Below are 21,093 nucleotides of genomic sequence, written 5' to 3'. Positions count from 1 at the left end.
CCCACCGGCCTCGCTCTGCGCCCCGCAATCGGAGCGCAGCGCGGGGCCGTCTTGCGTTGCCTCGACTCGATACCTGCGCTCGCCGATGACCCGATTTCCGCGCTCCGCGATGACCGCGTCGATGACCAGAATCCCGCGCTCTTTGATGACCGCCAACACCGCGTCCTTCTCCTCGACGCCCAGGGTGCGGGTGGCGCCGCCGCGCGGCTGCGCCTCTACGCCGACAGCGACTCGGTGTGGTTCACCCTCAACGCCGCCTGGAATGGAAGTGCCTGGACCCGGGACACCAGCGGGACGGCCTCCGGCGGCTTTCGCCTCTCACGCAACGAGGCGGAGTTCCTCCACGACGCCAACACTGGCGTCACCTTCACCACCTGGACGCGCACCTGGCGGCTTCCCATGAGTAGCACCGCCAGCAACACGGCCTTCGAGGTGGCGGGCACCGTGCGCGAGGTGGGCCGGCTCGGCCTCCAGTACAGCAACAGCGACACTACCTCGCACGACAACCTGGCCGGTGGTGGCGCGGTGACGTTCCGCAGTCGCTTTCCCACCGCGCCCTCCTCCATCACCCTCACCCCCTACTCCACCAGCGGAAGCTTCGTCGGCAACCCCACCGTCATGGTGCCGGACAGAGACGGCTTCGCCTTCTACAGCCACCAAACAATCCCCGCGCTGGGAGCCACGTACTGGTTCGGCTCGTACACCGCGGTCGCGTGAGGACGCCCCCATGGCCATTCACGAAGTCACCGCCGAGGACGTGCTTCAACGCTGCGCCCGGTGCGGCAGCGGCAATCGCCTCGCCCTCGACTCTTTGGAAGTGGGCGTCGCCCGCCGGGAGGACGTGGACGACGGCCTCGTCCAACTGCCGCCCTGCCCCACCTGCCGCTCCACCGAGTTCCTCATCCGCGCGGCCGAGAGAGAGCCGGAACATCCAGCGCCAGGAAGCTTCGGACACCTGCACCGACTCCTCGTCGACCACGTCCACGCGGAGCTCGTCGAGCGAGGGCGCTTGCACTCGGTGCTCAAGCCCAAGGGGGGCGGTGCCGGCAAGGTGGTGGTGCGTCCCCTGTCGCAGGAGGCTCGCGAGCGCTGGTTCCCGCAAGGCCTCCGAATCGCAGTGCCGCCCGACGAGCAGCCCCGCGCCCCCGAGGAGTCCAGTCGATAGACATACACTGTCAGCGAAACAGAGCCCCCTGCACCCGCCATGCTCCGGGGCGGCCCGAATCCCCCTCTCCTCGACTTGCTATGTCTCGAAGACAGAGCGTGTATGTCTTCACGCGCCCCCACTGCGCGCCAGGGAGACACCCATGGCTATCGGCAGCTCTACCACCTACATCGGCGACGAAAGTCCCAACCTCAAGGGCCAGCAGGTCCGCATCTTCGCGGTGCTGCGCGGCGGCCTCCGCCCCGACGCCAACCCGGACGCGGACGACTACTACGTGAATGACAACGAGACGCTGGCTCGCCTCGGGGGCGTCACGGCCGAGGACTGCATCGACGCGGCCCCCATTCGCCCGGACGGCACCACCTCCTTCGTGCATGTCGACCCGCGCGCCATCGACCTGGAGTGCTTCGCGCACCTGCGCAAATCCAGCGCACAATGACTTGCCATACGCGCGCAACAGAGCGCGTATGCCTCACGCGCGCCACTCAACAGCGCACCAAGGGATGAAACAATGCCCCCCCGCAAGCCCCGCACCGCCAAGCCTGCCCGGGCGCCCGAGGCAACCCTCGAACGCATCGCGAGCGAAGCACTCAACATTGAAACCTTGAAGACACGCAACAGCGACAGCCTCGACTTTCACGACGTGGCGGTGTGGCGCCTGAAGGAGGCTCTCGAAGCCGCCTATCAGGCCGGCCTGAGCGCCGCCAGCAACACCCGCAGCAAGTAGCGCCTCCTCTCACCACCCACGCCCCGCCCAGCGGGGCACCAGCGCATGAGGGCCGCCGGGCCACCCTCGTGAACGGCAGACGTGTACCCACGGCCCGAAATGGAAAACACCACCATGCCCCGCACCACCGCCCCGAAGACGAAGAAGCTGGAGTCCATGAACCTGACGGAGCTACGCGCCCGCTTCCGCGAAGTGGTGGGCGAGGAGACGCGCAGCCCGAACAAGACGTACCTCATCCGCCGCATCGAGGAATCCCTCGCCGCCAAGAAGCGGCGCAGCCCCTCCCGCCGGGCGACGGCCACCGCCCCCAGCGCCCCTCCTCCGGCCCCTGCTGCACCGGCCACCACCTCGGCCGAGGGCACACAACCCGCTCGCCAGCGCGGGCGCTTCGCCGGCATGTCGCTGCAGCAGTTGCAGGAGAAGTACCGCGAAGTCGTCGGGCGTCCGACGGGCAGCAGCAACGTCTCCTACCTCCAGTGGAAGATTAGGGAGGCGGAGGCTGGACGAATCAACGTAGGCCCGCGTCCCGAGCGCGAGGTGAAGGTGCGCGAAGACGGCAAGCGCGTCATCCCTCTCTCCTTCGACGCAGAGGCCCTGGACGCCCTGGACAAGGCCTGGCGCGAAGGGGGGATGCCGAGTCGGACCCGCTTCTTCATGCGCGCGGTGCACCGGGAACTCACGGCCATGGGCGCCACCCAGGCCGCCAGGCACTTCGCTCCGAACGAGAACGAGTGAGGATTGCCATGGCGACAAAGGAACAAGCCACCGACGCCCGCGTGTCGGTGGCACTTCGCAAGGCGCTCGCAGGGGCTCGCGTAGAGGTGAAGCTGACCCTTCACAGCAGCGGCTGCGAATTGCAGCCGGAAGTCGAAGTCACATTTCCCCAGGACACCTCCGCACGCCAGCGCAACGCGGCCCTCCTGCTTCTTGCCGCCCAGGTGGAGCTGCGCACCCCGCCGCAGGAGCATTGGCTCGTCGAATCAGAGGTCCTCGACGACGGCAATAGAGGCCGCATCTATCTGGTGCTGCTCGGCGTCGGCGGACCTTGGCCGACTCATGAAGAGGCAGAGCGCGGACTGCAAGTCCTGCACAGCGCCCTCCGCTGACATAGGCATGCGGGCGGCGCAAGCTGCCTCCCTGCCGCCCATTCAATGAAACATACGACGCCACAGCGCCAGAGAGGACTTGATACGCCCGCGCGACAGAGCGCGTATGCCTTTCGCGACGGGCGACAAAACGCCTCGCCAACCCCAAAGGAACGCGCACCATGAAGACCACCCCCAAGCCCCCTCGCCTTGGCCAGACGACGGCACCCGCACCCCAGAACGCCACGGTGACTCTGAGTCTCAGCAAGAACCGATACGGCACGCCTCAGCCGCAACTGGACATCTTCCTCCCGCGCGGCTCCAGCCACCGGGAGACAAGCGCGATGCTCTACACGTTCGCCGCCCGCCTGGAGCTGCGCACGCCTACCAGCGAGCGATGGATTGTGCAGACCGAGCGCCTTGAGGAGGCGAATCACGGCCGCGTCTACCTGGAGTTGGCCGAGGGGGACCATGCCGAAGCCATGCGGGGAATGGCGCTCCTCAACGCCGTGCTGCCGCGCTGAGCAGCAGGAACTGAGGGGGGAACCCGCGCGCAGCACCGCGCGCCCGCCAGCAGCCCGGCGCCGGTGGAAGGCCCCTCTGGCTGAACCAGCGGACGCGGCGGGGGACTCCGCGCCGACACATCCCGCCAATCCCCGGCCTATCGCCAGGATAATCACACACACTGGAATTCCGCCTACCGCCCAAGCCCAGAAGCGCCGGGCTGCGCCCCCCACCACAGTGGGCCGGCGTGAAACCCCGCGAATTCTCGCAACAATTTCAGACAGCCAAATCCACGCCGCCAAACGCCGAAGACGACTTGCTTCATCCGCACACCAGAGCGTGCATGTGTTTCGCGACGGGCGCCACAGCCCCGCGCGAATGCGAGAGGCAAACCCCATGAAGACGCTCCGGTTTGGAATTGAGATTGAGACGGTTGGCGCCACCCGCCAACAGCTGGCCTACGCGATTCAGAGCGCGGTGGGTGGACACGCCTCCGGCGACTACCGGGGTTGGCAGGTGACGGACACCCAGGGCCGCATCTGGAAGGTGGTGGCGGACGCCTCGCTGAGCGGGAGCTCTTACAGCGGCGAAATCGTCTCCCCCATCCTCACCTACCAGGACATGGACGCATTGCAGCAGGTGGTGCGCGCCGCGCGCGAAGCCGGCGCCCGCGCCGACTCCTCCTGCGGCATCCACATCCACGTCGACGGCAGCCGCTTCGACGCGAAGGGAGTCACCAACTTGGTGAAGATGGTGCACAAGCAGGAGCGCCTCCTGGAGACGGCCCTCGGGGTGAGCGAGGCGCGGCTGGGCCGCTACTGCAAGCCCATCGACGGGGCCTTCCTCCAGCGGTTGGAGGCTCGACGCCCGCGCACCCTCGCGGACGTGAATGAGGCTTGGTATGGGCACCGCAACAGCGTGCCCAACCGCTACGACTCCAGCCGCTACCACGGCCTCAACCTCAACAGCCTCTTCTTCCGGGGCACCATCGAATTCCGGTACTTCAACGGCACGGTGCACGCGGGAGAGGTGAAGGCCTACGTCCAACTGGTGCTCGCCCTCGCCGCCCGGGCCCTGGCCTCGAAGGCCGCCTCCAGCAAGCGCCGCGACTTCAACCCCGCCACCGCCAAGTACGACTTCCGGGTGTTCCTCCTCCACCTGGGCCTCATCGGAGAGGAATTCAAGACGGCCCGCCTCCACCTCCTCAAGAAACTGGAGGGCAGCGCCGCCTGGAAGGGGCAGCGCCGCGACCGGCGCGGCCCAGGCGGAGAAGGCACGCCCGGCAGCGAAGGCGCACAGGGCGGCAGCGACAGCGCCCAGGGCAGCACGCACGAGGCCCTCGCCGCCTGAAGCAGCCCCAACGCCGGGGCCCTTCGGGGCCCTGGCCAGCCACGACAACGGCGGGCCGCGCGCCCGCCTTCCACGGGAGAACCCCCATGCTCTACTTCGCCTACGGCTCCAACCTCGACAGGGCCCAGATGCGCATCCGCTGCCCCAACGCCACCGTCGAAGCCCGGGCTACCCTTTCCGGCCACACCTTGGTGTTTGGCGGGTACAGCCGCCGCTGGGGCGGCGCCGTCGCCAGCCTCCTCCGCGAGCGCGGCGCCCACGTCGAGGGGCTGCTGTACCGCCTCACCCCGGAGGACTTACGTGCCCTCGACGCCTTCGAGGGACACCCCTTCGCGTACCGGCGCACCGCGCGGCTGGTGACGGACAGGGCCGGGAAGCGCCGCCGTGCGCTGGTGTACCTCCAGCCCGAGGCGGGGTTCGAGTCCTGGCCTCCCGCCGGCCGTTACTTCCGCGTCCTGTGGCACGCATACGGGCGCTTGGGCTTCAACCGCGCCGCCCTCGCGTGCGCGCTTGGAGGTGCTGCGTGAAGCGCGCTTCAACCTCCGTCACGCGCGTCTTCGTCTACGGGACGCTGCTGTCCGGAGAGCCCAACCACCACCTCCTGCGTGGCGCCCGCCTCGTCGGTCCGGCGCGGACGCGGCCCTGCTTCACCCTCTACGACTACGGGCCATTCCCCGCCCTGGCCTCGAAAGGCCAGCACACCGTCGCGGGGGAAGTGTACGAGGTGGACGCCCCCATGCTGGCGGCGCTCGACAGGCTCGAGGGCCACCCCCGCTTCTACCAACGCAGTCCCATTACTCTCGACGGGGGCGCGCGCGTCGAGGCATACCTGTTTCCCAAGGCGCGGCTGGCAGGCTGCCCTACCATCGAATCCGGTTGCTGGCGTCTACATCTTCAAGAGAGGGAATCATGGTAATCGTCATGCGCGACGGGCGCGTCTTCCAGGGCACGGCCGTCCAAATCGTCCGCGCCATGCAGGACATCGCCTTCGGCGTAGAGCGTCTGTCCTTGCCCGAATACATCGACTGGGTGGTGACCAATGCGCGCAGATTCGACGAGGTGGAGCTCCAGGTACCCGGAGGCACCGACGAGGAGATGGCCGCATCGTTGGTGGCCGAGATGATTCGCACAGGCCTGACGTCGAAGGGGTGAGAGATGAACCCACTACTTGCGCTCTCCTTGCGATGGAGAGTCTCCATGCCGGCCGACGGACATTCTCCGACCGTGTTCCACCTCGAACCCAGGCAAGGCTGACGTAGAATAATGACCATGGACTCGATGACAAAACTGGTAGAGGTGCTGCGCGACTGGGATGATGGCCTTCTAAACAGGCTTAGCCTCTACGGAATGCTGGATGATTTGCTCAGCCCAGAAACCATCGACCAGGTCATCGCCGGCATTCCACCCGCTCTGCGCAAGAAGTATGTTGAACATCTACAGAACACTTGTGGTGGTCCCGACTTCAACGGGAAAGACCTCGTCCTTCTCTTTGGTGGCGCTGAGGACCGCGAGCGCCTCGATGAGCACCGAATCTGGAAGGAGAACGAGGAACGCCGAATTGTTGAGATAACAGCCCCTGCCGTACGGGAGTGGCTCGCCAAGAGGTCCGGCAGTCACAGGTAGTGTCCTTCGAGCGCGCGAGTTCCTCGTCCGCCAAGGGGCGCCTGCCTACCGAGTGACGTGACGCCATGTCCAGTCGGGACGTCCTCCTGCGAGGGAAGAGAGCTCTCGCAGACACCGCGCGCCTCCACAAGCACCAAGGCCTCGCGGGCGCCCAGCTCCACTAAGGCAGCTGTGGAGTTGCCCCCGTCAAATCGGACAGCTCAGGGATGAGAGTTAGCAGTACGGAACTCGTGGGGTGACTTCATCTTCAGCCCGCGGTGCGGGTGGCAGCGGTTGTAGTCGTCGAACCAGAGGGGCAATTGGGCGAGGACGTGTGAGGCCGAGGGCAGTTCGTTGACGTAGACGTAGTCGCGCTTGAAGGTCTTCACGAAGGACTCGGCCATGCCGTTGCTCTGGGGGGAGTAGGCGGGTGTGGTGCACACCCGCAGGCCGAGGCTGAGGCCGAAGTCACGGGTGTCCTGGGCGGTGTAGACGGGGCCGTTGTCAGACAGCCACTCCACTGGGTGGGGCGCCTTTGAGATGCCCGGGCCGAAGCGGGCTTCGAGCGTCTCGGCCATGAGGTCCTGGATGGTGAGCGAGGTGGGAGGCTGGGCGGCGGCCTGGAAGGCGATGGCCTCCCTGTCGCAGCAGTCGAGGCTGAAGGCGACGTGAACGACTTCGCCATTCCAGCAACGCACCTCGAAGCCGTCGCTGCACCACCGCAGGTTGGACTTGAGGGTGACGACCTGGCCCTCATGAGTACGCGTCGGCTTGCCGGTATGCCGTTGCAGCAGCAGGCGGCCTTGGCGCATGAGACGGTAGACGCGCTTGTGGTTGAGGGCGGGCCTGCCCTCCTGGCGGCGCTGCCGGTTGAGGACGGCGCCGGCTCGGCGGTACCCGTAGGTGGCGCGTTGGCCGACAACGGCCTTGAGTTCCTCCAGCGCCTGGTGGTCGGCATCGGTGTCGGTCGCCCGGGGCCGCCGAGGTCCCGGAGTGCGCATCAGGTTGGAGCGAGAGACGCCCAGCACCCGAGACACCGCACTCACAGCATGCCCTCCAGCTTCGACAAGGCCGCGGGCGACAGCAGTTTTTTTTCGCGCGCCAGGGCAATCGCGTCCCGCAGGATTTCCACCTCCTGCGTCTTCTTGCCCAACATCCGCTGCAACTCGCGCACCTGCGCCTTGAGTTGCTGCATCTCGGACTCGGGCACCACGGCCTCGCCGGCCTTCAGCCCCGACACGCTGCCGGCCTCCTTCAGCTGCCTCCAGCGGAACAACTGGCTGGGGTTGACGCCGTACTTGCGCGCCACCAGCGACACACTGCTGCCGGGCGACTCTGCCTCGGAGAGCATCCGCAGCTTCTCCTCTGCCGAGTAACGGCGCCGCCGTCCTCCTGGCTCGGCACCATCCGCCTCCGGGGCGACCTCTGTCGTCTTCTTCTCCATCATCAGACTCGCTTTCTAGCCGAACGAGCCTGTCCGACTCTTCAGGGGGCTACACCAAGCTGCCTCCGCCGCCCCATACTCCAGCTTCGCTTGGGCCAACCGCGTCCGCGCCGCGGGACTGCCGTCCAAGCACGCATACGCCCGCTGCAACTCCACCTCTGCCCGCCCTAGACGCTCCGCGAGCGCCCGCCGTGTCTTCATGCTCATGGCCGAGGGTGGAAAGCAGGGGGCATGCCGCACCTTCACTGACACCTCTTCGCGCGGAGCGTGTTGAGCGGCGGCCTGGCGCCCGCGTCCATCGACCTGTACTCCCCTGTCCGGGCCGGAAGACGCCAACGCCGCCCACGGGCGTGCATCCCTGGCGACGTTGGCCCGTGGATTGAACTGCCCCGGAGGGCGATGCCACCAAAGGGCGTGGCTTCAATCAGCCGAACTCTGTCCACAGGCTGACGGTGACTTGCCTTTCCGGCTTTAGCACGACTGCCTCGTCCGTGCGTTCTCCAGTTAGCGGTCGCAATTGCCACCGCATTTATAGCAATGACTCTCACGCGCCGACAGCCGGCGAGGCTGGAAGGCCTTCGCACATTCATGTCAGCCCTTGCAGCTACGCTTCGCGAAACCCAGGGGGAGAGAGCACCATGCTGTTGGTAGACGTGCTGGAGGAGCACCTCGACGAGGCCGAATTTCGGTGGCTGCAATGGGAGAAGGCGCTGGGGGCGACGGACTTCTCACTGGTTGAGACTGCGAGGCTGGAGGAGCTTCTCCTCGCGCACCTGGACGGGCTGGTGGTTGGCGCATCCACCGCAGCCGAATCCGTGCTGCGCCCCGCCTTCGAGTCAGAGGACGCATTCCGCACTTCCGCGGCGGCCTTCTCAATGCTGGCCCTCGGCGAGGTGGACGAAGTCCTGCTGCGACTGCGTGAGGCCGAGCCCGAGGCGCGTGCCGCTATCCGACGGGCTCTGGAGCTCAGCGAGGCCCATGGGCTGGGCGCACGCCTGCTCGACTTGTTGAAGCAGGAGGACTCTGCACTGCAAGTCGAGGTGCTGGAGGCGCTCGCGTTTCGGCAGGAAGCATCACTCGAGATGCTGGCGCGCTTCTTCAGGCATGACGAGCAGCGGGCGCGGGTTGCGGCCCTCCGTGCCGCCCTGCCCTTCCCACAAGACGCAGCGCGGACGCTGCTGCCAAGACTGCTGGACTCCTCCCACCCCGGCATTCGGGCGGCGGCGATGGAGGCAGGAGTGGCTTCCGGTGTGAGGCAAGCCTGGGAGATGTGCCGCACCGCCGTCCGCGCCCGCGACGCGCACAGCCTCGAAGCCATGGTGCTGCTCGCCATGGGCAGCAGCGAGGCGGACATCCCCTCGCTGCTGGCCCTTCTGGACGTCGAGGAACTCCGGGCCCATGCCCTCTGGGCCCTGGGCTTCAGCGGCCGGGTCGCGGCCATGGAGGCGTGCTTGGCACACCTGGAGGTGCCCGGCGTTGCACAACTGGCCGGGGAGGCCTTCTCGGCCATGACGGGCCTTCAACTGGAGGGGCCCTACGCCTTGCCCCCTGGCGAGAGGCCCGAGGACGCTCCCCCTCCGCCCGAATTCCAAGAGGACTTGGACGCGGACCTGGTGCCCAAACCCGAGGACGACTTGCCCTGGCCGAATGTGGCCACCGTTCGGGGCTGGTGGGACAAGGAGAAGGAGCGCTTCTTGAAGGGCACGCGGTACCTCCTCGGCAGCCCCTTCAATGGCAGCGTCCTGGTGGAGGCGCTGGAAACCAGCTCCATGCGGCGCCGCCACGTGCTGTCGCGCGAGCTGGCCCTGCGGAGTCAGGGCACGTTGACGGTGCGCACTCGGACCTTCACGTATGTCCAGCGCGCGGAGCTGGCCAAAGCCCGGGCCGCCAGCGTCCGAATCCGCGCGCAGTCCTTCGACAGCGGCCTGCGCTGAGGGCGGGCCCCGAGCCGCTCTCCTTCCAAGGGCACACCTCGTCACCAACCATGTGGGCACTTCAGAACAAGACACCGTATGCGGCCGAGCGGACGTGGGTCCGCGACAAGGACGGCCACCACCTCTGGGTCATCGCACTCAAGGCGACCTTCGACTTCGACGACGCGGGCCACCTCCGCCCTGCCGACGAGCAGGAGCCTCCACTGCCCGAGCCCGTCTACTGGGGCGAGCCTGGACACTCCAGCCTGCGCTACGAGGCCGAACTCGTCGCGCCCAAGCCACACACCGACGTCCTCCTCAACGCGTGCGCCCATGCGCCCGGTGGACGGCCCGCGCGCAGCGTCGAGGTGGCAGTCCGCATCCACGACGTGGACAAGATGCTCGTGGTGCACGGGGAGCGCTTCTACACGCGCGGATTGACAGGCTTGAATCCTTCGTCCCCCAAGCCCTTCGTCTCCCAGCCCATTCTCTACGAGTGGGCCTGGGGCGGCACCGACACTCGTGACGCGGACGCGCGCAAGCACCTTAGCGACTTACGCAATCCTGTGGGCCGCGGAGTGGCCAGCCGCGAGGCCCATCTGGTGGACCAGCCCGCGCATCGCATCGAATACCTGCGGGGAAACCCGACGAAATCGGGGCCGGCCGGGTTTGGCCCCATCGCCAGCTACTGGTCGCCACGCCTTGCGCTGGCAGGCACCTTCGACGAGGCCTGGCGGAAGACGCGACACCCGCTGCTGCCGCGAGACTTCGATGAGCGCTTCGCCCTCTGCGCCCCCGCTGACCAGCGGCCCTCACGCCGTCTCGTGGGCGGAGAGAAGGTGGCCCTGGTGCACCTCACGCCAAAAGGCACGCTCCACTTCACACTGCCGCGCCTGCGCTTCGGCTTCGCCACCTCCTTCGGCGCCGTCCGGCGCTTCCACGAGGCCACCCTGGGCACCGTCGTCATTGAGCCCGAGGTGAAGAAGGTGCGCATGATTTTCCAGACGGGCTTGAGAGTCGGCCCCCGGGACATCGACTGCCTCGACTTCACGGCCATTACCGAGAGGACAGACTGACATGAGTGTCGAGGCAGTACTCGTGGCATCGGGAGCACGTGCCCCCGTGGGGACAACAGCGGAGAGCGTCGCGGCGGCGGTGCGTGCGGGCATCAGCCGCGTGCGGCGCCTCCAGGTGCCGGAGCTGGGGCGCCGGGCGGACTCCTTCATCGCCAGGGACGGGCTGCTGGACGCGCAGGAGTGGAGCGGTGTGGCGCGCATGGCCTCACTGGGGGCAGCGGCGTTGGAAGAAGTCCTCGCCAAGCTGGCACCCGCCCTGCCTCCAGGGAGCGTCGAAGTGCCGGTGCTGGTGGGCCTCCCCGAGGAGCGCCCGGGCTGGAGGGCAGCGGATGCCTCGCGAGTCGTCGCCTCCCTCTCAGCCCTCGGAGGTGAGCGCCTACGCCTGCAGGTGGAGCCCCGGCTAACGGGCCACGCCTCGGCGCTGGAGGGGCTGCGAGAGGCAGTGACGCGTGTCAGCCGCGCCCCGCTGGTGATTGTGGGAGGCGTCGACAGCTACCATGACGTCCAGACGCTGGCCTGGCTGCGGGAGCGGAACCAGTGGCTGGAAGAAGGGACGCGCACGGGCTTCGCACCAAGCGAGGGCGCAGCCTTCGTCGCGGTGATGACCGCGCCCCATGCACGCCGGTGGGGGTTGGCGCCCCACGCCATGGTGCGTGCCGCCGCCACGGCCCGCGAGACGAAGCGCATCCACACCGATGACCTCAACCTGGGCGAGGGACTGACGGCCGCCGTGGGCGAGGCGCTAGCGCCACTTGAAGGCACGCGAGAAATCGTGACGTCCGTCCACAGTGACCTCAACGGCGAGCGCTACCGCTCCGAGGAGTGGGGCTTCGTCGCCCTGCGGCAGGGGGCCGCGTTTCGCGATGCCTCCGCCATTCACACGCCCGTGAGCAGTTGTGGCGAGGTGGGCGCCGCCACGGGCGCGCTCAACCTTGTCCTCTGCGCTCAGTCCTGGCAGCGCCGGTACGCGAGCGGCCCCCGTGCGCTACTCTGGGGCAGTTCGGAAGCTGGGTTGCGCGCCGCCGCACTGCTGGAAGAGCCACTGTCCGGAAGTGGCGGAGGAGCGAAACCATGGCCAAAGTAACCGTCAACGCCCCGAGGACGCCCGTGACCAAGGGCAGTTCGGGCGTCGCGTCAGCCACGCTGCCCAACGTCTGCAAGATGCCGGGCCCGCCGGCCCCCTTCGTGCCCACACCCTTGCCCAATATCGGCAACAGCGGCGACTCACCCGAGGGGTACTCGAAGACAGTCACCATCAACGGGCACCCCGTCGCCATCACTGGCGCCAGCTTCGGCAGCAAGGGGGACATGGCCAGCAAGGGGACAGGGGGCGGGCTCATCTCCAGCAACACCCACGGCCCGACGAAGTTCATCGGCCCCGGCTCAATGAACGTCAAAATCGAGGGGAGGAACGTGCAGTTGCTGGGCGACCCCATGCTCAACAACTGCGGCCCCTCCGGCAGCCCTGCGAATGCCGCCACCATGACGGGCATCATCCAGGCCTCTGGCGTTATGGCTGTCATCTACGGCGACGACATCCCGTGTTCGCTCTGCGGGAAGACGCACCCGCTGGAGGCAGGAGAAGAGACGCAGACGACGATTTCGAAGCTATTCCAGCGGCTCCAAGAAGCGCTCGACGCCCAGAAGCAGCAGGTCCTCCAGCGCAGCAAACTCGCCAAGGAAAAGAATCAGAAAGAAAAGCTCCTGGCTCAGTTAGAAGAAAAGAACACGGAAGAAAACAGAAGAATGGGAAGAGGGCTAAACTCGAAGCAGCGCGAGGAACTGATAACGCTACCAATCGAAATCTCGGCCCTCAGAGAGCAGGTCGACGCCCTCGATTCCTTCTTCAAGGCGAACGCCGTGCTCAGATTCTGTGGCGAAAGGAAAACCTACACCAAGGGCTACATGATTGGCGCCATGGCCTGTATATGCAGTAGCAAGAAAATTGCAGCCTGCTCAGGCCAAGCCCCTCCGGGCTTCGTAAAAGCTGTGCGGTCCGTGGGTTTTGAGTGCGCAAGTCCACCTGTCGGCCCTGAAAGTGAGCAGAAGATTTGGGACTGCGCCGCCAAGCAAATCATGGAAAAGCATGAAGGCCACAAGCCCAAGCAACTCATCGAGCGACTGTTCTACCCAGCACTCGAGGGTCTCAAGCCCGACCGCGGCCCCAGAGTCAAGTTCAAGGTTCGTCGAGAAGACCTGGACACCAAGAAGCTCTCCGAACCAGAGGAGTGCGAACAAGTCTTCAGCAGTGGCGACAACGTGCCCTCGTGCCTGGAGTGTCAAAACAAACTCCCTGCCCTCTACTGCCAAACAACGTGCCCCCGATAGAGCCCCCCATGAAAAGCTTCGTCGACTTCGTAGAAGAGTATCGCCCTGGTTTCTCCCAGGAGATTGTCCCAGCAGATAGATTCGACATAGCCGTCCTAGAGAAGCACGCGGGCCCACTCCCAGGTATCTACCGTCAGTTCCTTGAAACGATGGGCGCAAGCATCGGCGACCTTGAACTCGCAGAAGCCTCCCTGTCCATCGACGGAGCACTCGGCGCATACAGCCTCTCCTGGCTGAGTAATACTCGATACATCTATTTCGCTGGAGATCACGGACTCTCCAGTCGACATTGGTTCCTCGATCGCATGAGCCCGCATGGAGCCGACGACTGCATGGTCGTTCGCAGGGTGCTGGCAGAAAACAATCCTCCAGAGGCAAGCACGCCCCAGTACGTGGGGCTGGAAGAATTCCTCTACTACGAAGCCTTCAAGGAGCTTCGCCTGCCACAGCTACCCTTCCGGCGGAAGTTCTCGACACCGGATGACGCCGCTGCCGCAGCTCGCTACCGGGCCGACGTGGTGACTGCGCTGGCCGAGGAGAAGGGCTTCAAGCGGCTCCCTCCTGTCGAGCACTGCGCGCTGTACGAGCGAGGAGACGCAGCGCTGCTGCTCTATCGACATCCGACGCAGCCCACCTTCTCATTCATCCTGGGCTGCGAGGACTCGGCGGAGATGGAGCGACTGGCCCAGGATTTCGAGACACGAACGGGGCTGAAGAGCGTCATCACGCGGTAGGCAAAGCCTGGAAGTCGTAGCCCTCGTCGAGAGGTACGGAACATGCCCGGCGCTGACTGACGAGGTCGTGACGGACAGCAAAGTGGTGGAGTTCGTCCGCGGGCCACTGAAAGAGTGTGCAGGCGGAAGGCATCCTCAAGCAGTGCTCTCCTGCGGCTGTCACATCCCGTGTGCAAGTGCGCGCACCGCTATCGACTACGCCGCGGCCCTGGGGAATGGTAATCGTCTCCCAGCGTTGCTTTGTCGCCGCGTCCACAGCGGCGCCGTCGGCGCATCCGGTGCAACGCCTTTTACATATGCCTAAATCCCATCGTCTTCGCGAATTGCAGCCTTTCCACTACCCGAAGCAGGGCCTTTCTGGCGGCGCTCTTCCAGCGCAGTTCCTTGAGTCCGAGTTTCGGGCGGCCATTCGAGAGGAGGTTGTCGGTCCTGTCGCTACGCTCACCGCAGCGCTGAGTCGCCTTGCGCGGCGGTTGTCCGGAGCGCCGCAGCCTGCTCAGGCCGTGCGCACGGCGGGCCCCGCGCAACCGACAGAGGCTTCCCAGCCCGTCCGTGTGAAACCACCGCCGGCCGCCGCGCCCACGGCCCGGACCTGTGCCGTCATCGGATGCAAGCGCCCCCACCGCAGCCAGGGCTACTGCGCCACCCACTACCAGAAGCGGCGCCTCATGATGGCCACGGGCCGCCTGCACGCCGCGTGGGTGGAGGACGCCGCGCCCCACAGCATCCCTGAAGTCATTCTCCCGCGCGGGCGCAGGCCCAAGGCCGACGCCGCGCCTCCTGCTCCAAAGCCGCCCGTCAGCGCCACTCCTCGCATGTGGGTGCGCAAGAAGGGGGCAGCAGGCGCGGATGGCACCTCCGGCCAAGGGACGCCAACGCCTGCCGGGCAGCCGCCCCTCGCCTCGGAACGCGAGCGCGCCACGGCCACCGCCCAGCGCTGGGCCAGCGAGTTCCGCTCGGGAGCGCGGCGGAGAACAAGCGGCAACGCGCGTTAGAAATGGGCTTTCATTTCAGAGAGACTCCGCCCAAGCCAGCCTAATGCTGTAGCGCCGAGGGACTGCCCCGTGGTCCGGGGCGCACTCACTTGGAACACCGGCGGGCCCTGTGAATACCAGCCCACCGGTGCACTGGAGTCTGACGGATGGAGACTATCCCCTTCGCTCCCAACTAGACCTTGCGGGGACTTCTGCCAGGCACAACCCACGCAGGCTCTGCCCTGATGGCATAGGCACGATAGAAACGAGCCATGTCCTGCAGAACCCCAGAGAATTCATCGTAATTCAATGAGTCCAGGCGCCGTTGCACGTCGCCACTCCTCCACTTCTCAAACCGCGCTGGGCTTCCGGAGGGAAACAGCTCATCAAGAAGCGCTCCAAGCTCAGCGAATGCCTTGCTTCCGGGCGCGTAGGCCGAGAGCGGGCGGCCAGCATCTAGACAGTTCCCGAATGCAACTCGGTCGCGCAAGACTACCCCCAAGACATCAACCCCGCATTCGCTCCCAGCTTCACGAAGCGCAGCGATGCGTCGAGGACTTGTGCGTGGCTGCTCGTTTGCGATGACGACCTTGCTGACAAGATTGGGGTTTCTCCTGAGCCCCAGGGCAATCAACGCACGAGCATCATCCACCGCCCTCGCAGACGCCGAGGCTGTCGAACAAGGAATCAGCACGGTGTCGGCCCAAAGCATGGCAGCGTACTGAACCTCCAGTATTCTCGGACAGTCGACGATGACGAGCGAGTACCCCGAAGTCAGTTCAGCAAACTCCGGAGATGCAAGCATCCGATCTCTGATGGTTATTGAGGCTGGCCCTACGAATCCGCTGTTCTCCGTGCGAGTCGTCCAGTGCTGAATCGTATTCGGGTACTTCATTGGCTCGCCAAACGGAATGACGGCAGGCTGGAGCCCTACAAGCAAAACTCGCTCACCGCGCAAGTGCATCTCGCATGCGATTAAGATGGCTAGCGTGCTTCGACCGATGCCACCTTTCATCCCTGCGACTGCGATGACCTTGGCACGTTGGCCGAGAGCCCTCTCGCGTCGTCGAACTAGTATCCTTCTGGCGGTAGAGTAACTCTCACCGGTGGCACGAACGCGCTCCCGGATACACTCCTTAAACTTCTTGGACTCAGTCACGGCGGTCTCCATCGTGCCGCGCCGAGAAATGACCTCCGCTCACTCTCGGACGGCATACGAGGAAGACGGCCGTCGACCCGAGGAAACGAATCCCCTTTACCCCAAGAAGCCGCTTCGCGGAGGGAAGCGAACGGGGTCATGCGGTAGGTCACCGCACGGGCTCTAACCTATTGAGGGGCCTCAACGGGTGTCAAGAGCATCTCGCTTTTTTGCCTCGCGGTCTCCCTCGTCTGGAGTCAGCAAGGGCGACAGCGGCGAAGCCGGGAGCCTACTCATTGCGCCTCCCACAGCCAGGCCGCAAGCTATCGGGCACGTCTGCCATTTCATCCGCGACGCCGAATACACTCCAATCCTTCTTCACCCAGCACCTTACCGCCCCCTCTTAAGGAGACATCAATGCGAGCTATGCTTCTCACCGCGCTCCTCCTCGCCGCCTGCTCGACAGGAGAGAGAGGCCCCGAGGGACCTCCCGGACCTCAAGGCCCTGCTGGAGGTCCGCAGGGACCTCCGGGTCCCCGCGGAGAGCCCGGCATCACGGGGCCACAAGGCCCGCCTGGGCCCCAAGGTCCGCCCGGCGTGGACGGACGGGGGCCCCAAATCTGTTCGCCAGGGAAGATGTTCTGCAATGGCAACACGCTCTGGTTCTGCACTCTGTCGGGTACGGATGGGGTCTTCCCCAGCGAGTGTGACATGGGGAGCGACAACAACCCCACCTCCTGCCATCCCAATTGCGGCCCAGGCGGCGCGTGCTGTCGCTATGCAAAGCCCATCGTCAAATACAACTTCAGTGCGCCAACCATTGCCGGGGAAGGCTATGGCGGTAATGGCAGTACCGCCTCAGTAACCGGCGCATCCTGCACTGCTGATGCGGCCCTCTATGTAGCCGTCACACTCCCAGGAACCACTACAACGTGCCCCCCAGTACCGGGAGGAGCCATTTCTGTCTCACTCACCAGAGCGACAGTGCCCAGAGGCGACACAATCACCCTCCCGCATCCAGGCGTCACACTGTTCCGCAACGTCAGCGGGGCGGCATGCATCACCTGGAGGGGCACGCTCACATGGCACAATGACGCCCCCTCGTGGCGCGTCACCATCAACGCAACCTGCACCGAGACGGGCAAGACGGACGTCACACTCCAGGGAGAGTTGAGCGGCGAGGCGTAGACGCAGGCCCCCCCCTGGTGAGCAGGGAGGACACCACCCGGATGTGGTAGACCGCATGGGCTAAAAGTACGGCCCGCGACTGCCAAGGCGTGGTGTCCCCCTGTGCCGACCCCACATTCGGTCGTTGCGCCATGGGTGCGCAGTAGCCCTCGCGGCAGTGCGCCGATTCGGGAGAGCAAGGCGCGCGCGGTCATCGCTTTCCGTAGCCAATGATGCACGTGGGGGCTCCTGGCAACGAGCCGGCCCTCCCGCTCAACCCGTTCGAACGGGGTCGTGGATGCACGTTTGAACGCGGCTGCACTCAAAGGGAGACTGGCTTCGCGCTCACCGCGGCACGCGCTAGGCTCGGCCTCATGAACTATTGCGTGGCACAATGCAGTGGCAAGCACTAGCGGGAGGAATGAAGGACATGTTGACCTTCGCGATGACCGATACTGGGGCGGTCTTCGGCATTCGGGATGCTCTCGCGCTCCGCCGCACCGGTGAGCGCCTTCCGCCAGTGCACTGTCCGGTGTGCAGCACGAATCTGATCGCGAAGCTGGGGGAGAAGGTCTCCCATCACTTCGCCCACCAACCCAAGGTGGCCCCCTGCTTCGGCTCGACAGGCGAGGGGGAACTCCACATTTCCGCCAAGCTGCTGCTGCTCCGCTCGCTTCAGAAAATGGCTGACGAGGGGCAGACGCTGAGCATCACCCGCTCCTGCCGTGGCTGTGGGGCGCCAACCGCCGCAGCCGCGATGCAGCTCCTGCTTGGTGACCGCGCCGAGGTGGAGGTGTGGCTCGACCCGGCCCGGACGCTCAAGCCAGACTTGACGCTTTGGCGCGGCGAGGAGCGACTTGCGCTGCTCGAAGTCCTCGCGACGCACGCTTGTGGACCGGAGAAGCTGGCGGCGCTCGAAAGGCATGGCGTCCCCATGGTGGAGGTCGAAGCCCGGGCAATTATGGGCGAAGGAGGGCACGCGCCATGGGTTGCGCCCGCCCCCATTCCGTTCAGGAAGGAACTTGGCCTCCGGGTGCCTACGCAATGTGATGAGTGCCATGCTGAAGAAGAAGCGCATCGGAAGCAGCATGAGGAGTACGAAGCCGCGCGCAGACGCGAGGAGGAACTCGAAGAGCAGGAGCGGCTCGCACCACGCATCGAAGCGCGAGCTCACTGCTGGGTGCATATGTACCTGGAGAAAGGCGTCCGAAGGACTCTGCTCTTCATCTTGGTTCAGCACTGGGACAAAGGGGAAATCACCCACGCGGAATTGCATGAGGACAAGAAGGGGCGGGTCCTCCAGCGATGGGAGGGCGCGCGAGCGAAGGACTTCTGGCCTCTTCTCGATGAGGCGAAGGCGGCTGCCCGGCAGCACTGCCGCAAGTCGGCTACCAACCCCTGGGTGCAACTGGACACGTACGGTGGGTTCAAGCTCGGAAAGGTGGAACAGGAGCCGTTCCAGCGCTTCTGGTGGAGCGTCAAGCAGGCTCGATGGGTCAAAGTTGAGTTCCAAAGAGGGCTGCATCACCGACTGGGAGTCTCTCCCGAAGCTATCGAACGGCAAATCCAAGCAGGTCGCATCCGGCCAATCGAAGTAAAAATCTTTGCCTACGCGAAGAAGGTCACCCATGCCTTGGAGTCAGACGGCGTGGAGCAATTCGAAAAATGGCTCCGACAAAAGAACGGAGGAGAGCTACCCTTGCGGCGGTGGCGGAGGTGGAGGGCCGACTGAGCTGCAGGGCTGAGACAGCCCAAGCCCCAGTCGCCTCGTCTCAAGAATGCGAGCCTACGCACACTTCGGCCGCTGCGCCCTGAACGCGTCAAGCCCACAAACGGCAGTGCGTTAAAGAGAGTAAGTGAGGCACGGGCTTCGCGCGTCCCTGCTCTGCGAGGAGGCCCTAAATCACGGTCAGGCGGACGGCCACGCTAGGTCGATGTGGAGAAGCGGGTCCGCGGGCAGCTCCACTTCGCGACTCGTGCCTCGCGGAAGGCTTCGCCCAACACGCCGATGTCCGGGGCCGCGCGCGCCTGCCCGTCCAGACAGTAGCGGCTTTCTATCTCCGCACGCAGGTGGCTCTGCCCACAGCCGGCGAGCATCGACATCTGCGCCTTGCGGTCAAGTCCCGAAACGTGCGCAGTGGGTTCGGAGAGCGCTCGGGGGAGCTGCCTCCTCAGGGACATCAATCAGCGGCGGCTGTGGTTGATTTGAGCAAGGACATGTCAAGGTAGCGGCGGTCATCCCAGACGCCAGTGACTTTGTTCGAGGGCGGCGGCGGTGATGAGGCACAGGGCGCTGGCGCGGTCCGGGAAGGCACCGACACCGCGGATGCAGCGCTTCACCTCGCCGTGGAGACGCTCGAGACCCGCTTCGGCGCAGGCTGCCGCCGGGTACAGTCCCCCTGCCCCTGTCTGCGGTGCGACCAGAAGCCGCTGACCTCGGACATACTGCGGGTGCTGGTGCAGGAGCGGCTTGCGTGGATGTGAGGGGCTGGGACAGGTGTGACTCATAGCGGGAGTCCTGGGCGTAGGATTACACTCTGCGCCAGGCTCGGCCCGTAAAGAGCCCACGGAACTGACGTGGGGGAACATGGCGACGAAATGGCAGTGCGCAACGAGCACCTGCGCGGGCAGGGACCTGACCGACCTCGTCGAGGCGGCAAGGGGCAGGCAGTCCACCATCATCCAGGAGGTCGGGCTGCCGGAGGGCTTCACTCCTTCCTCGGTCACTGCCCTGCCGAGCGTCCTCGACATCGAGGTCGTCTGCCCGCGTTGCAAGACGCACCAGATGTTCGACCTGCGAAGGACGGACGCCAAGGTCCAGGGGCGGCCCATCCTCGACGGCGAGGCGTCGGAGCTCGCGAAACTGCGGACCCTCTTTGAGCCGCAGAAGTCGGCGGAGCGATTGGAAGCGTTCGGCACTTGGCTGTTTAACGGCACGGCCCTGTTCACGACACTGGTCGGTTTCTACGCGTACACCGTCCACGACAAGGTGAAGGCGGCGTCGCAGGTGTTCTTCACCCTGGCGCTGGTGTTGCTGGGCGTCAGCATGGCGTTCGCCGCGCGGATGAAGACTCCGGCCCGGAAGACCTTCAACCCGGATAGCCCAAGCAGCATGCTCAAAGCGCTCGACGAGCGGGCGACGGAGCGCGGCGACCAGCTCAAGTGGGCATCAGTCTTTTTTGCCACGGCCCTGGCGTTCACGGGGGCAGCTCCGGCGCTCGGAGCGCTGTTCACGTCCCGCCCGGAGTCAGGGGTAACGACCCAGTACACCCGGGACGCCAGCGGAAAGCTCTTGGCCGTGTTTAAGGCCACGGCGATGAAGCCCGGTGACGTCTTTGGCGCGAGGGTCCGGAAGGTGGGATCTCCCGAAGCGGTGCTCCTGGAGGGGGCTCAGTCCGTCAAGGCGGACGGCACAGGAGAGCTAACGCTGGAGGTGCCAAAGCTGGACGCAGCGGGCGGCCCGTGGGAGCTGGCGACGTATATACAGAGGCGGGACAAGGATACCACAGCGGTGAGCACGGGCGTTCACCTGCTGAGCGATGTAGCCCTGTCACGTCCGGAGCGCTCGCTGGGCGCCGCCTTCTCCTTCAGCCCGAAGGGGACGCTGGTGCTGGAGGCGCAGGGGACGGGACTGTCGTCGCAGGAGCCCGTGGAGCTGAAGGTGAAGCAGGCCTCGCGGGTACTGGGCTGGACTCGCGGGCTGGCTTCGCTAGAGGGGACGGTGGTGCTCAAGCTAGAGATCGATGCCTTGGACACGAGCAAGGATCCGGTCGTGCTCACGATGCACGGGGTCGGCCGGGACGGCCAGTTGGAGCAGCTGTTCGAGAAGCATCTGCCTGGTCCCGTGCAGCAAGCGACGGGGCGGTAGTCGCAGCCGCGTGGGACA

The 21,093-nt window shown here is 65.7% G+C and carries 23 protein-coding genes and 1 pseudogene; 20 read left to right on the top strand and 4 right to left on the bottom strand.

What is annotated here, in order from left to right; translation table 11 throughout:
* The first annotated feature begins 51 nt into the window (after positions 1-51).
* From OZ403_RS09275 to OZ403_RS09220, 12 genes are all read left to right on the top strand, one after another.
* The gene (locus OZ403_RS09275) at positions 52-717 is read left to right on the top strand and encodes a hypothetical protein (protein ID WP_268783968.1); all 666 of its coding nucleotides are present in this window, start codon (positions 52-54) and stop codon (positions 715-717) included.
* Between the two features lie 10 nt (positions 718-727).
* Positions 728-1,165, top strand: a complete 438-nt coding sequence (locus OZ403_RS09270; protein WP_268783967.1) for a hypothetical protein — start codon at positions 728-730, stop codon at positions 1,163-1,165.
* A 142-nt stretch (positions 1,166-1,307) separates the two neighbouring features.
* Positions 1,308-1,604 carry a hypothetical protein gene (locus OZ403_RS09265; RefSeq protein WP_268783966.1) on the top strand — a complete coding sequence of 99 codons (297 nt, stop codon included), beginning with the start codon at positions 1,308-1,310 and terminating at the stop codon, positions 1,602-1,604.
* 72 nt (positions 1,605-1,676) lie between these two features.
* Positions 1,677-1,892, top strand: coding sequence for a DUF6900 domain-containing protein (locus tag OZ403_RS09260; protein WP_268783965.1), 216 nt, complete (start codon positions 1,677-1,679; stop codon positions 1,890-1,892).
* Positions 1,893-2,006: 114 nt separating this feature from the next.
* Positions 2,007-2,627: a DUF2924 domain-containing protein gene (locus OZ403_RS09255; protein WP_268783964.1), complete on the top strand. Its 621-nt coding sequence runs from the start codon at positions 2,007-2,009 to the stop codon at positions 2,625-2,627.
* A gap of 8 nt (positions 2,628-2,635) precedes the next feature.
* On the top strand, positions 2,636-2,998 hold the full coding sequence (locus OZ403_RS09250; RefSeq protein ID WP_268783963.1) for a hypothetical protein: 363 nt from the start codon (positions 2,636-2,638) through the stop codon (positions 2,996-2,998).
* A gap of 161 nt (positions 2,999-3,159) precedes the next feature.
* Entirely contained in the window at positions 3,160-3,501 is a 342-nt protein-coding gene (locus OZ403_RS09245) for a hypothetical protein (protein WP_268783962.1), read from the top strand.
* 376 nt (positions 3,502-3,877) lie between these two features.
* Entirely contained in the window at positions 3,878-4,831 is a 954-nt protein-coding gene (locus OZ403_RS09240; RefSeq protein WP_268783961.1) for an amidoligase family protein, read from the top strand.
* 86 nt (positions 4,832-4,917) lie between these two features.
* The gene (locus OZ403_RS09235) at positions 4,918-5,358 is read left to right on the top strand and encodes a gamma-glutamylcyclotransferase family protein (RefSeq protein ID WP_268783960.1); all 441 of its coding nucleotides are present in this window, start codon (positions 4,918-4,920) and stop codon (positions 5,356-5,358) included.
* Positions 5,355-5,747: a gamma-glutamylcyclotransferase family protein gene (locus tag OZ403_RS09230; RefSeq protein WP_268783959.1), complete on the top strand. Its 393-nt coding sequence runs from the start codon at positions 5,355-5,357 to the stop codon at positions 5,745-5,747. Before OZ403_RS09235 ends, OZ403_RS09230 begins: the two co-directional genes overlap by 4 nt.
* A gap of 5 nt (positions 5,748-5,752) precedes the next feature.
* On the top strand, positions 5,753-5,983 hold the full coding sequence (locus tag OZ403_RS09225; RefSeq protein ID WP_268784860.1) for a hypothetical protein: 231 nt from the start codon (positions 5,753-5,755) through the stop codon (positions 5,981-5,983).
* A 117-nt stretch (positions 5,984-6,100) separates the two neighbouring features.
* Complete coding sequence (locus OZ403_RS09220) at positions 6,101-6,454, top strand: hypothetical protein (protein WP_268783958.1); 354 nt, start codon at positions 6,101-6,103, stop codon at positions 6,452-6,454.
* Between the two features lie 200 nt (positions 6,455-6,654).
* Here the strand turns inward: OZ403_RS09220 and OZ403_RS09215 are convergent.
* Positions 6,655-7,877 (bottom strand): IS3 family transposase gene (locus OZ403_RS09215; RefSeq protein WP_442929810.1). Its coding sequence is split into 2 segments (ribosomal slippage): positions 6,655-7,500 and positions 7,503-7,877, totalling 1,221 coding nucleotides; the frame shifts between segments, so codons are not numbered across the junction.
* A 638-nt stretch (positions 7,878-8,515) separates the two neighbouring features.
* Here OZ403_RS09215 and OZ403_RS09210 point away from each other — a divergent pair.
* The 6 genes from OZ403_RS09210 (at position 8,516) to OZ403_RS09185 (ending at position 14,923) form a co-directional block, all read left to right on the top strand.
* Positions 8,516-9,811, top strand: a complete 1,296-nt coding sequence (locus OZ403_RS09210) for a TIGR02270 family protein (RefSeq protein WP_268783957.1) — start codon at positions 8,516-8,518, stop codon at positions 9,809-9,811.
* 50 nt (positions 9,812-9,861) lie between these two features.
* Positions 9,862-10,866: a DUF2169 family type VI secretion system accessory protein gene (locus tag OZ403_RS09205; protein WP_268783956.1), complete on the top strand. Its 1,005-nt coding sequence runs from the start codon at positions 9,862-9,864 to the stop codon at positions 10,864-10,866.
* 1 nt (position 10,867) lies between these two features.
* Entirely contained in the window at positions 10,868-11,950 is a 1,083-nt protein-coding gene (locus tag OZ403_RS09200) for a hypothetical protein (RefSeq protein WP_268783955.1), read from the top strand.
* Positions 11,938-13,194: a PAAR-like domain-containing protein gene (locus OZ403_RS09195; protein WP_268783954.1), complete on the top strand. Its 1,257-nt coding sequence runs from the start codon at positions 11,938-11,940 to the stop codon at positions 13,192-13,194. Before OZ403_RS09200 ends, OZ403_RS09195 begins: the two co-directional genes overlap by 13 nt.
* A gap of 8 nt (positions 13,195-13,202) precedes the next feature.
* Positions 13,203-13,928, top strand: a complete 726-nt coding sequence (locus tag OZ403_RS09190) for a hypothetical protein (RefSeq protein WP_244172431.1) — start codon at positions 13,203-13,205, stop codon at positions 13,926-13,928.
* Between the two features lie 554 nt (positions 13,929-14,482).
* The gene (locus OZ403_RS09185) at positions 14,483-14,923 is read left to right on the top strand and encodes a cell wall protein (RefSeq protein ID WP_268783953.1); all 441 of its coding nucleotides are present in this window, start codon (positions 14,483-14,485) and stop codon (positions 14,921-14,923) included.
* 172 nt (positions 14,924-15,095) lie between these two features.
* Here the strand turns inward: OZ403_RS09185 and OZ403_RS09180 are convergent, their stop codons facing one another.
* Positions 15,096-16,061, bottom strand: coding sequence for a ParA family protein (locus OZ403_RS09180; RefSeq protein ID WP_268783952.1), 966 nt, complete (start codon positions 16,059-16,061; stop codon positions 15,096-15,098).
* Positions 16,062-17,637: 1,576 nt separating this feature from the next.
* On the opposite strand from OZ403_RS09180, the gene OZ403_RS09175 reads away from it, so the two are divergent.
* On the top strand, positions 17,638-18,939 hold the full coding sequence (locus tag OZ403_RS09175) for a competence protein CoiA family protein (protein ID WP_268783951.1): 1,302 nt from the start codon (positions 17,638-17,640) through the stop codon (positions 18,937-18,939).
* 194 nt (positions 18,940-19,133) lie between these two features.
* Here OZ403_RS09175 and OZ403_RS09170 read toward each other — a convergent pair whose 3' ends face one another.
* Positions 19,134-19,310: a hypothetical protein gene (locus OZ403_RS09170; RefSeq protein ID WP_268783950.1), complete on the bottom strand. Its 177-nt coding sequence runs from the start codon at positions 19,308-19,310 to the stop codon at positions 19,134-19,136.
* 77 nt (positions 19,311-19,387) lie between these two features.
* Positions 19,388-19,571, bottom strand: a pseudogene (locus OZ403_RS09165) (IS256 family transposase); the annotation flags it as partial.
* Between the two features lie 223 nt (positions 19,572-19,794).
* Here OZ403_RS09165 and OZ403_RS09160 point away from each other — a divergent pair.
* Positions 19,795-21,075 carry a hypothetical protein gene (locus OZ403_RS09160; protein WP_268783949.1) on the top strand — a complete coding sequence of 427 codons (1,281 nt, stop codon included), beginning with the start codon at positions 19,795-19,797 and terminating at the stop codon, positions 21,073-21,075.
* Positions 21,076-21,093: the final 18 nt, after the last annotated feature.

Origin of the sequence: Myxococcus sp. NMCA1, from assembly GCF_026810205.1 — a bacterium.
In the GTDB taxonomy this organism is placed as follows: Bacteria; Myxococcota; Myxococcia; order Myxococcales; family Myxococcaceae; genus Myxococcus; species Myxococcus xanthus_A.
Note: the sequence above shows the minus strand (reverse complement) of the source record. Positions and strands in the feature narration are given on the sequence as shown.

Coding starts and splice junctions, on each gene's coding strand:
- OZ403_RS09270 (WP_268783967.1), top strand. CDS start 728: ATGGCCATTCACGAAGTCACCGCCGAGGACGTGCTTCAACGCTGCGCC.
- OZ403_RS09265 (WP_268783966.1), top strand. CDS start 1,308: ATGGCTATCGGCAGCTCTACCACCTACATCGGCGACGAAAGTCCCAAC.
- OZ403_RS09260 (WP_268783965.1), top strand. CDS start 1,677: ATGCCCCCCCGCAAGCCCCGCACCGCCAAGCCTGCCCGGGCGCCCGAG.
- OZ403_RS09255 (WP_268783964.1), top strand. CDS start 2,007: ATGCCCCGCACCACCGCCCCGAAGACGAAGAAGCTGGAGTCCATGAAC.
- OZ403_RS09250 (WP_268783963.1), top strand. CDS start 2,636: ATGGCGACAAAGGAACAAGCCACCGACGCCCGCGTGTCGGTGGCACTT.
- OZ403_RS09245 (WP_268783962.1), top strand. CDS start 3,160: ATGAAGACCACCCCCAAGCCCCCTCGCCTTGGCCAGACGACGGCACCC.
- OZ403_RS09240 (WP_268783961.1), top strand. CDS start 3,878: ATGAAGACGCTCCGGTTTGGAATTGAGATTGAGACGGTTGGCGCCACC.
- OZ403_RS09235 (WP_268783960.1), top strand. CDS start 4,918: ATGCTCTACTTCGCCTACGGCTCCAACCTCGACAGGGCCCAGATGCGC.
- OZ403_RS09225 (WP_268784860.1), top strand. CDS start 5,753: ATGCGCGACGGGCGCGTCTTCCAGGGCACGGCCGTCCAAATCGTCCGC.
- OZ403_RS09220 (WP_268783958.1), top strand. CDS start 6,101: ATGGACTCGATGACAAAACTGGTAGAGGTGCTGCGCGACTGGGATGAT.
- OZ403_RS09210 (WP_268783957.1), top strand. CDS start 8,516: ATGCTGTTGGTAGACGTGCTGGAGGAGCACCTCGACGAGGCCGAATTT.
- OZ403_RS09205 (WP_268783956.1), top strand. CDS start 9,862: ATGTGGGCACTTCAGAACAAGACACCGTATGCGGCCGAGCGGACGTGG.
- OZ403_RS09200 (WP_268783955.1), top strand. CDS start 10,868: ATGAGTGTCGAGGCAGTACTCGTGGCATCGGGAGCACGTGCCCCCGTG.
- OZ403_RS09195 (WP_268783954.1), top strand. CDS start 11,938: ATGGCCAAAGTAACCGTCAACGCCCCGAGGACGCCCGTGACCAAGGGC.
- OZ403_RS09190 (WP_244172431.1), top strand. CDS start 13,203: ATGAAAAGCTTCGTCGACTTCGTAGAAGAGTATCGCCCTGGTTTCTCC.
- OZ403_RS09175 (WP_268783951.1), top strand. CDS start 17,638: ATGTTGACCTTCGCGATGACCGATACTGGGGCGGTCTTCGGCATTCGG.
- OZ403_RS09170 (WP_268783950.1), bottom strand. CDS start 19,310: ATGTCGATGCTCGCCGGCTGTGGGCAGAGCCACCTGCGTGCGGAGATA.
- OZ403_RS09160 (WP_268783949.1), top strand. CDS start 19,795: ATGGCGACGAAATGGCAGTGCGCAACGAGCACCTGCGCGGGCAGGGAC.